Annotated in this window: 7 protein-coding genes; 2 read left to right on the top strand and 5 right to left on the bottom strand. The window is 53.4% G+C overall.

The window, feature by feature from the left end:
* The coding region (locus H6F94_RS12730) for a CHAT domain-containing protein (protein ID WP_190802609.1) at positions 1 to 1,932 on the top strand (1,932 nt) is incomplete at its 5' end.
* Between the two features lie 16 nt (positions 1,933 to 1,948).
* Here the strand turns inward: H6F94_RS12730 and H6F94_RS12725 are convergent.
* The 5 genes from H6F94_RS12725 to H6F94_RS12705 all read right to left on the bottom strand — a co-directional run bounded on the left by H6F94_RS12725 (position 1,949) and on the right by H6F94_RS12705 (position 8,231).
* Positions 1,949 to 2,734 (bottom strand): DUF928 domain-containing protein, encoded by a 786-nt coding sequence (locus H6F94_RS12725; RefSeq protein ID WP_190802608.1) that lies wholly within the window; start codon positions 2,732 to 2,734, stop codon positions 1,949 to 1,951.
* On the bottom strand, positions 2,731 to 4,446 hold the full coding sequence (locus tag H6F94_RS12720; protein WP_190802607.1) for a CHASE2 domain-containing protein: 1,716 nt from the start codon (positions 4,444 to 4,446) through the stop codon (positions 2,731 to 2,733). Before H6F94_RS12720 ends, H6F94_RS12725 begins: the two co-directional genes overlap by 4 nt.
* Before the next feature lie 60 nt (positions 4,447 to 4,506).
* Positions 4,507 to 4,719 carry a hypothetical protein gene (locus H6F94_RS12715; RefSeq protein WP_190802606.1) on the bottom strand — a complete coding sequence of 71 codons (213 nt, stop codon included), beginning with the start codon at positions 4,717 to 4,719 and terminating at the stop codon, positions 4,507 to 4,509.
* Between the two features lie 136 nt (positions 4,720 to 4,855).
* Positions 4,856 to 5,326 carry a hypothetical protein gene (locus H6F94_RS12710; protein ID WP_190802605.1) on the bottom strand — a complete coding sequence of 157 codons (471 nt, stop codon included), beginning with the start codon at positions 5,324 to 5,326 and terminating at the stop codon, positions 4,856 to 4,858.
* A gap of 280 nt (positions 5,327 to 5,606) precedes the next feature.
* Entirely contained in the window at positions 5,607 to 8,231 is a 2,625-nt protein-coding gene (locus H6F94_RS12705) for a DUF3536 domain-containing protein (protein ID WP_190802604.1), read from the bottom strand.
* A 500-nt stretch (positions 8,232 to 8,731) separates the two neighbouring features.
* Here H6F94_RS12705 and cax point away from each other — a divergent pair, with 500 nt between their 5' ends.
* Positions 8,732 to 9,847 (top strand): calcium/proton exchanger, encoded by a 1,116-nt coding sequence (gene cax, locus H6F94_RS12700; RefSeq protein WP_199320383.1) that lies wholly within the window; start codon positions 8,732 to 8,734, stop codon positions 9,845 to 9,847.
* Positions 9,848 to 10,018: the final 171 nt, after the last annotated feature.

Below are 10,018 nucleotides of genomic sequence, written 5' to 3'. Positions count from 1 at the left end.
AGAGCAGTAGGCGACCGCTCTGGGGAAGCAACGACCCTTAACAATATTGGCTTGGTCTACGACTCTCTCGGCGACAAGCAGCAAGCCCTCTCCTACTACAACCAAGCTTTGCCACTAAGGAGAGCAGTAGGCGACCGCTCTGGGGAAGCAACGACCCTTAACAATATTGGCTTGGTCTACGACTCTCTCGGCGACAAGCAGCAAGCCCTCTCCTACTACAACCAAGCTTTGCCGCTAAGGAGAGCAGTAGGCGACCGCTCTGGGGAAGCAACGACCCTCAACAACATTGCTTATGTTAAACGTGATCAAGGCAAACTTAGCGAAGCAAAAGCTCAGATTGAGGCGGCGATTGGGATTGTTGAATCCTTACGTACTAAGGTTATTAGTCAGGATTTGCGTGCTTCTTACTTTGCTTCTGTTCAGAACTATTACAAACTCTATGTTGGCTTGTTGATGCAATTGCACAAACAGCAACCAGCAGCAGATTATGACGCACTGGCTTTATATGCCAGTGAACGCTCCCGTGCTCGTAGTCTTTTAGAGCTTCTCACTGAAGCCCGTGCTGATATCCGTCAGGGCGTAGATCCCCAATTGCTAGCGCGCGAACGTAGCTTGCAACAGCGCCTTAGTACAATTGAAGAACGCCAAATCACGCTGCTTACCGGCGAACAGACAGAAGAACGGGTTGCAGTGATTAGGCAAGAACTCGAAGCTCTGCAAAGACAGTATGACGAAGTTGAAACTCAAATCCGGACCACCAGCCCGCGTTACGCTGCCCTAACCCAACCCCAGCCCCTCACGCTCTCCCAGATTCAACAGCAGGTGCTAGACGACAACACAATGCTGCTGGAGTATTCACTGGGCGAGGAGCGTAGCTATCTCTGGGCTGTGACTAAAACAGGCATCACCAGCTATGAGCTACCCAAACGCTCTGAGATTGAGGCAGCAGCACGGCAGTTCTATGCCTTCCTAACTGTGCCCAGCCAAAGAATTAGAACGGCTAAAGCAGCAGAGTCGGGCACAGCTTTGAGCCAGATCCTCCTGGGTCCAGTTGCCGCGCAACTTGGGCAGAAGCGCTTGTTGATTGTTGCCGATGGAGCCCTGCAATATATTCCCTTTGGCACTCTCCCCATTCCTCAGCCTAGAGAAGCCCAGAACAAGCTCTTGATAGCAGAGCATGAAATTGTCAACCTTCCCTCTGCTTCTACCCTGGCGATTATCCGACGCGATTTAGCAGGTCGTAGCCTCGCTGCCAAAACCATAGCGGTATTGGCAGATCCCGTTTTTGGCCAAGGGAATGAGCGAGTTAGGGAAACAGCAACCAGAGCGATCAGCTCCCGAGATGCGCAACAGTTTCCACCCCTACCAGGAACCCGTGTAGAAGCAGATCAGTTGTTGGCCTTGGTCCCTACATCCGAACGCTTTCAAGCCTTCGGTCCAGCAGCAAGCCGCGAGACAGTGACTAGCGGCAGACTCAGCCAATATCGCTTTGTGCACTTTGCCACCCATGGCCTACTAAACGATCAAGATCCGGGCCGCTCTGGGATTGCGTTGTCTTCAGTCGATCAACAAGGTACTGCACAAGACAGTTTTCTATTTACGCAGGATATTTTCAACCTGAACCTGCCTGCCGAACTGGTCGTAGTCAGCGGCTGTCGAACTGGACTGGGGCAAGAGATCAGGGGTGAAGGTCTTGTTGGTCTAACACGAGGCTTTATGTATGCGGGAGCCAAGCGCGTAGTCGTTAGTTTGTGGAGCGTGGAGGATGATGCCACCGCAGAGCTAATGACCAGGTTCTATCGAGAAATGCTCAAGAACAGACAGCCGCCTACTGCCGCACTTAGAGCCGCCCAGCTCTCAATGTCTCAAGACCCGCGCTGGCAAAACCCTTACTACTGGGCCGGTTTTATCATTCAGGGCGAGTGGAAATAAAACTGTGCGGACCGCCCTATTGCTGACGCCCGCTAGTTTGCTCAGGGGGAGTGCAGCAGGAAGTCAGTGGCTCTGACGCAAGCTCAGCCAAGCCGATGGCCCGTAGCAATTCGGCCTTCAGTGCTGTATTCCGTGGCTCCGTGCGTTGGAGTTCAACCACAGTCGTGAGGGTCTCGTACCACAACTTCTGGTCGAGGTAGATAGAGACGCGCTCTAGCGGCGTTGTTGCTGCGGCTAGCCGATTTCTAAGGATAGGGCTCAAGGGAACTCGCTCAACCCAGCCATTCACGGCAACATCTCCTGAGCGGTTCCTTGGATTGCAGATTACCGAGAACACCCAGCGGTACTTTTTACCACTCTCCAATGGTCGTCGGGCCTCGGGTAGTCGAATGCTGACAATTCCCGGTGTTCCCACTAACGGAAAAGTAGTTTTGTAGACATCATTCTCCCGCTCGTCTAACAGCACAAACTCAGCCTGACGCTGCAACGAAGCCGAGTAGGGAACATAGAACCAAAAGGTCGGGTACTGCGCAATAGTTAACCCTGTATCCGCAGCCGGTACTAGAGCGGTTAGTGCTTTGTTACCTACATCAGGACACTGATCACGAGTCGCCCCGCCTCTACGACGTCCAGCAGGTGCCCCAATGGTTGATGAGGGTTGCGAGAACAACAGTCGGATCCGATCAAAGAGATTAAGGGATCTGGCAGTTTGGGCTTGGGCAGGAGCCAAGGAGAGCATCAGACTCGCAAGGGCCAAACCCAACGCACAGATAAGCTGGGCAGGTAATCGGGGCTGAGTCATAATTCAGGAGATAAAAACCGGCTCTGGTTACCAGCATAGAACCTGATCAAAAATCCACTTGCCGCTAGAGATAGAGCGGGCGGGACCAATGGTATCCAGCCACCAAAACAACTCAAAACCACCCAACCGCTTGCCCATAAAATCAAGAGAGCTACAACGCTTCCTCCCACCAAGCGAGACAATGGTCGAACCCACCAGGCAAGTGCTCCTCCCACCCCAGACCAAGCCAGAATCCACAGCGCCTCTCCCCACTGCGGCCAGACCCATAACAAAGGTCGGCGGTCCAGCACTGCGCTTAAAATCTGGCTCACCATTTGGGCCTGCATAACTACACCTGGCATATCCCCATCAAAACCAGCATTGTACGGTGTACGCCAGCTATCCCCCGATTCAGGATGGGTGACGCCAATGACAACAATGCGCTGGTTTAAGTTTTCCACCGAGTCAAGAACATTGCGATCCAAAACATCAGAGAGCGTGACTCTCAAGGCAATATTTTGAGGGGAGCAGGAGGAGACATTTCGTGGATTGCATGCCGAGCGGTAATTGAGCAGCGTTTGATAACCTGCTGCATCTATGCCCTGATAACCCCCAGTAAAAGGCTGGAGTCGTTTAAAGACCACATCGCCAATTCTCAACTCCCCTGCTGACGAAGGATCGTAGTACTGCTTACCTTCTATTTCTAGGTAATGACGTGCGAGCACCAAGCTAAAAGCATCTCTTGCTTGGCAAAGAGAGCTTGCCTCCGGTTCAAGATATAAAAGATGACGGCGAAGAGCCTCTTCGGGCACAAAATCGCTAAAGCCTACCCTAGATTCTGGGATTCCAGATGGAGGGCCACTGCCTTGTAGCTTTACACTACTATCGCTGGCTTTACAGACTGCAAAAAGATTATTTTGCTGGAAGTCAAGTTCGTCTCGATAGACATCTAAACCGATAGCTCTTGGTTTGTATTTCTCTAATTTCTTTAAGAGGTTATTAAGTGAAATATCAGAAAGAGATCCTTGCATTGGCTCATTGCGTTTCTTTTGAGCGTTAACATCCTCCTCCGTCACTTCAACAATTAAAAGGCGATTATCTTGTGCCTCAGGCAGTCTCAATTGCATTAGGCAATCAAAAGTCCACAACTCTGCTGGCTGTAGTATCCCTAAGAAACGAAGTACAAGCACCAAAACTGCTATGCTGGAAGCCTTCAAAAACAGTGGTAAAAAGCTGCGCTTTCTGGTTGTGAGAGGGGTATATGAGCCCGGTTTTATAGCATTGCGGATACCTTGGGCAATATCCCTAAATGCAGCATCATGATTCACCCACTCGGTTACTGGTATAGCGTCCTTAGGTAAAGGTTGAAGTCGGCTGAAAGGTGCCCCATCCCAATCAACCGGACGTAGAATTACTGGAATAACCTGCGCCTCACCAGCCTGATGCCGTTCCATTGCTCGCCTCAGCTCAACATCATGGATGTAGTCTGAAGCCATAAAATCTGCGCTAACCAGAAGCAAAATAATACGAGCTGAATTCAGACGGGCAGCAATCTCAACCGTCCGCTCCGTCCCCGCGCTAATTTCTCGGTCATACCAATCGGTAATGATGCCCTGTCGCTTCAAATTGCTAAGGTGCTTTGCAAGTTCGTCCCGCAGTTCTTCATCTCTGTGCGAGTACGAGAAGAAAACCTCAACCGCTTCAGCTAATTGCACCGGGCTGTCATCACTCATAGCGCAAGCCTACGCAGGCATTATTTGCCCGACAGTATAGCGCTGCCCAAGGCCAAGAGTTCAGATGGGGCTTTTCACCTCTGCAACCCCAAGCTTGATATCCAGAACCGCAAACTTCCTATCCGCAACCCCATGCTTCCTATCCAGCACCCCAAGCTTGGGGTCAAAAGAGGCAAGTTTCCTATCGCGCACCTCAAGCTTGGTATCCGCAACCCCATGCTTCCTATTTCGCACTCCGAACTTGGTATCGCGCACCTCAAGCTTGGTATTCACCACCCCAACCTTCAGGTTCGCGATACCAAACAAAAAGCTCAGAGCCCGTGATGCTAGGCTTTTGACCTGAACATCCGGGCTCTGAGCTTAAGATTTGCTAGTCTACGGGGCGGTTGCCCCAGCGCAACTGTTTACTTCACTTCGCCGAATCGTCACCCCGCTTCTTCCGCGTGTCACGGGCAAACCGGCGACCCATCTCGCTCAGCGTGCTATCCATCCCCTTGGCACTGCTGCTCTTGGCGTAGCTGTAGATCTCCAGAGCCGAGGAATAGGCTTCACTGCTCGCCGCCAGACAGGTATTGCCCACCAACTCTTCCAGCCGGATCAGGGCTAGCCAAACTGGGTACAGCGCATCAAACAGCTCAATGTCCCGACGCATCTCCTCCAGATCAAACGCCCGAGGCAGAAAATCAGGGTTTTGTGTTGCCACCTCCAGGGCACGACTGATAAACGCTCTTCCCTTATCGCCCATCTTCGGAAAGGCTCTACGCTCAGCCGAAGTCAGGTCAAGCAAAAAGGGCATAGTCTCGTGAAGCAGTGTGACTGCATCCGCAATCACCTTACGGTCTTCTAGAGACATATGAGCGCTAACCAAATTCTTGCCCATGGAATAAGCTCCTGTGACTGATGCCACCTAGTAGTTCAAGCTCTAAGCTTGTGAGTTCTTACTAGAGTGCCCATAAGCTAACCATTGCATCTTGGTAATTTCCCTGAAAAATAGCGCAAGCCCAGGCCTGAATCTACTGGATTCTACGGGGAGCATAGCCTTTAGCAACCAGTAGGGCCTAGGGAATTGCTGCCGTGATACTGGGTTCAGCAACCTCAACAAAATTAAACCCGCCCTCACTATGTCTTGTAAGGGCGGGTTGATTGTCAGTTCAGTTAACCTAGCGTCCTAGCAGGGCGAAGTGGTGAGACACATCCACCCGCAGATTTTCACCGAGTTGTAACAGGCGACGCAGTTGGCCTGTGATCGTATCGACTGCTTGGCGGTGCGAGCTGTGCTGGCTCTTAACCCGTAGTGCATCCTCATGGACGCGATAGCAAGCTGGCCCAATCTGGGTGCGCAAGCATTGGAGATAGAGTTCCTGAACGCGACCCAGATTGAGGGGCAGTTCAAGCGTGTGTCCCAGGGCCAACAGGTTTTCTAAGGCAGTGATATCGGCTTGGCGGGTGCAGTCGTCGCTCTGGGTCAAGTCCCAGAGGTGACGCAGGATCAGCGGGTCCAAAATCTTAGCGGCAGCGCTGCGATCTAGAGCACAGCCCATCTGTCGCGCCTCCGCAGCCACCGCTTCCAGAACCAGAATCGCTTCGTCGGCAGTCTGGGGATCGTAATTCTCCAAGATGCGCAAAGCAGCCAGTAGGCGGTGATTGAGAGCGATTTCAGCCGCGACTCGCAGTTCCTCTGGCACCGGTACACCATCACGACGGAAGGCTAGCAGCACACCGTAGTTGTCCCGGTAGACCTGAGCATAGAGCTGGTCCAAGCGGGTGAGCGTGTCGGTGGTTAGTAAGCGCATCAGGCGATGGCGCTCTTCGGGGAATAGATGCTGCAGGTCGAAGGACTGGTCGCCAAACTCCTGCGACATTCTCAAGATCAGCTTGGCGGCGCTGGCCTGCTGCAAGGTCTCAAACAGGCGCACTCGCCCTTCTTCGTAGCGGCGACGGCCCTGGAACGGTTGAATGCAGCAGTGGAAATCCCAACCGCCCAAGTGCAACACCGCAAACATCAGATCCGCCGACTCGCCGGTAATCTCCGAGACCAGCTGAATCTGACCCACGGCTAGGGTCAAAGAGCCCATCGACGCCAACTGATAATCGCCCTGATGCACCTGATAGCAGTAGAGCTGGTGGTCGCGGGGATAGGAATTGAACAGGGAACTGATTGCGTAGTGCGCCGCAACCTGCTCCAGGCTCACCTGGAACGGCTTCACCAAGTGGTGATAAACCTGCTCGCCGCTGCCAAAATGCTCGACATTGCTGGGAGCCGTTTTGAGGCGCTCCACGAATTCCGGCTCTAGACGGACACCGGCCACATCTCCAGCCAGTTCCAGAGCTCGAGCCGCGTAGCGCAGAATTTGGGTGCCCTCCGGTCGCGACAGCTCCTCAAAAAACCAACCGCAACTGGTGTACATCAACAGGGCATGGCGCTGCATTTCCAGTAAGCGCAGAGCATCTACCCGCTCAGCGGCAGTCAGGGGACGGGTTTGATGGGCCGCCAGGAAGGCGTTGACATTGCTCTCGCTGCGGTCCAGAACCACCTGGATGTAAGCATCACGGGCGGCCCAGGGATTGACGAAGAACTCAGCACCCTTGCGGCTGAACACCTCAGCCAGTTGATCCCGCAGCCAATCCAGAGCATCGCGCAGAGGCCGACGCCATTTCTGATGCCAAAGGGAACCCTCGCCCCCGCAACCGCAGTTGTCCTGCCAGCGATCTACACCGTGGGCACAGCTCCAGGCGGTGATCGGTTTCAGTTCCACTTCCCAAGTGGGCGTGTGCAGGCTGAGGTAGTGAGCGAAGTTGGTGAGCTGCCAGCCCCGTTGAGGAATCTCGTGGCGGAAGGCATAGGCCAGGGCTTTTTCGGTGCCGCCCTTGTGGTGCCCGAAGGTTTCGCCATCGGTTGCTACGGCGACTAACTGGCTCTTGCGATGATCCCCACGCACAGCCTGACCCAGTCGGGCAGCGAGATTTTGCGAACTGCGCAGCACATCGTTGAAGCCCATGTCCCGCGAGATCGGGCCGTCATAGAAGAAGATATCGAGGTAGCCGGAGCGGTCTTTGAGGTAGCAGCGATAGGGACGGGTAGCATCAATCTGCGAACCGCTGACTTCGTGCCACTGGCCCTGGGGATCGCGGCAGCGCAGCGCTTGCGAGGGAGCCAGCACAATAAAGCGGATGCCTTCGGCCACTAGAGCCTCAAGCGTGGGGTAGTCTACCGCCGCTTCAGCCAGCCACATGCCCTCGGGTTCGCGACCAAAACGAGCCTGGAAGTCGGCCTTACCCCAACGAATTTGGGTCAGCTTGTCCTGGGCATTGGCTAACGGCATGATGATGTGGTTGTAAACCTGGCCGATGGCGTTGCCGTGCTCTTTGCCATCGGGGCCAACCAAGCGCTGGGCGCTCTTACGGTCTGCCTCCAAGATGCGCTGATAAGTTTCGATGTCGTAGCGCTCCAGCCAGGAGAGCAGCGTAGGACCAATATTGAAGCTCAGATACTCATAGTTATTGACAACCTCCAGCACCTCACCCCGCTCATTGAGGATGCGAGCAAAGGCATTGGGGCGATAACACTCATGATGAATTCGCTCATTCCAGTTGTGAAACGGCGCCGCTCCCTCTTGACGTTCAATCGCATCGAGATAAGGGTTTTCGCGCGGGGGTTGGTAGAAATGTCCATGCACTGTCATGTAGACACCGCAGCCTACTGCAGTTTCAGTGCGGGGATCATTGCCATTGACCGTTTCAACCATTTCAACAACTGATTGTGCAGTCAAAGAAGAGTCGTTCATAAGGACTTTGGGATCAGGGTTGAGGGATTACTGCAAAGAAGTTGCAGAAAAATTTCCGACAAAAAGTAGCTTCAAAAAGGCTGAAAGCTCAGTCAATTTCTCCAACTAAGCACAGCAAAAATTTTTAATGCCTCTATCGATCGAGAGGCTTGCTTTAAGGCAGTACCAACTTGGTGTAGCGATCCCCTGGGGGATCAAAGCCCTTTATCAGATTTTCACACCTTGGCTGTTGGCTATTCCAGATTTCTTAAACATCATTGTAGGGGGATAGTTACAGCCAATAAATTCAACTCTAAAATCTCAAGGAACTGTGCAAAATCTCTATTTAGCTTTAGATTTCGTATTCAAATTAACAGCGCTCACTATAGCGGGTTCACACCTAGTTCAAGCTGGGGGTGCGCAGTCGAGAGGCAGGCGTTAAGCTAACTGAAGTCATGGCGCTAGAGCTTGCCAGACCCGTTTCGGTTCAGTTTCAGTTCAGTTCTTGCTCACGCTGTTCTATGACATCCACGACTGCCACACCCCAAATCAGCGTTAAAGCGATCATCTTCAAGCTGCCCCTCCTTTTCATCCCGATCTCGATCGCGGGGCATTTCCTGCACTGGAGTCCGCTCACAATTTTCTTGACTTCTGCCTTGGCAATTCTGCCCCTAGCCCGTCTAATGAGTACGGCAACAGAGGAGATCGCGCTGGTGGCAGGGCCAACCATCGGTGGGCTGCTCAATGCCACCTTCGGCAATGCCACAGAACTGATCATCGCGCTCACGGCCCTCAATGCCGGCTTGATCGCAGTCGTCAAGGCCAGTCTCACCGGCACGATTATCAGCAACCTGCTGCTGGTGATGGGGTTGTCGGCGTTTCTAGGTGGCTTGCGCTACAAGGAGCAGGAGTTTCAGCCCACGGTGGCTCGGGTGAATGCTTCGACAATGAACTTGGCGGTGATCGCCTTGTTGCTGCCGGCAGCCGTGGTATCGACCACGACGGGGATCGAGGAGGAACCGATCCGCAACCTGTCAATTGCGGTAGCGGTGGTGCTGATCCTGGTTTACGGGCTCTCACTGCTGTTCTCGATTAAGACGCACAGCTACCTCTACGACGTCAGCGCCGTTGAGCACGAAGAGGATGCCGCGGCAAAAGAAAAAGTGAATTTGCCGCTCTGGATTGGCGTGCTGTTTGGGGTGACGCTGCTGGTGGCGGTGGAGTCAGAGCTACTGGTGGGAGGCCTAGAGGAAGCGACAAAGCAACTCGGTTTGAGCACCTTGTTCACCGGCGTAGTTTTGTTGCCGCTGGTCGGTAGCGCGGCTGAGTACATCACCGCTGTGACCGTGGCCATGAAAAACAAGATGGACTTGGCAGTTTCAGTCGCCGTGGGCTCTAGCCTTCAGATCTCGCTGTTTGTCGCACCAGTTCTGGTTCTGACGGGCTGGGTGATTGGGCAACCGATGGACCTGAATTTCAACCCATTTGAACTAGTCGGGGTTACCGTAGCGGTACTGATTACCAATTCGATCAGTTCCGATGGCCGCTCCAACTGGCTAGAAGGAGCTCTGTTACTAGCTGCCTACGCAATCCTGGGCTTAGCTTTCTACTTCCATCCGGTTATTCCTGGGATGTAGTCTTGCGCTTAAGCTGCAAAACTTTCAGCTCCGTGATCGCTTCATCGTGGGGGATAAATGCAGGGCTTACAGGGTTGTTTCTATACTCCTGATCTTGGTCGAACTGCCAGTCAAGGTTGACGAATGCCCCCACGGTTAATTCCAACTAAAAGACTGCCTGTAAGACTTGCG

Origin of the sequence: Leptolyngbya sp. FACHB-261 (assembly GCF_014696065.1) — a bacterium.
Lineage (GTDB): Bacteria > Cyanobacteriota > Cyanobacteriia > FACHB-261 > FACHB-261 > FACHB-261.
The sequence above is the reverse complement of the archived record's forward strand: the minus strand, read 5'-3'. Positions and strand labels throughout refer to the sequence as shown.

Coding starts and splice junctions, on each gene's coding strand:
- H6F94_RS12725 (WP_190802608.1), bottom strand. CDS start 2,734: ATGACTCAGCCCCGATTACCTGCCCAGCTTATCTGTGCGTTGGGTTTG.
- H6F94_RS12720 (WP_190802607.1), bottom strand. CDS start 4,446: ATGAGTGATGACAGCCCGGTGCAATTAGCTGAAGCGGTTGAGGTTTTC.
- H6F94_RS12710 (WP_190802605.1), bottom strand. CDS start 5,326: ATGGGCAAGAATTTGGTTAGCGCTCATATGTCTCTAGAAGACCGTAAG.
- H6F94_RS12705 (WP_190802604.1), bottom strand. CDS start 8,231: ATGAACGACTCTTCTTTGACTGCACAATCAGTTGTTGAAATGGTTGAA.
- cax (WP_199320383.1), top strand. CDS start 8,732: ATGACATCCACGACTGCCACACCCCAAATCAGCGTTAAAGCGATCATC.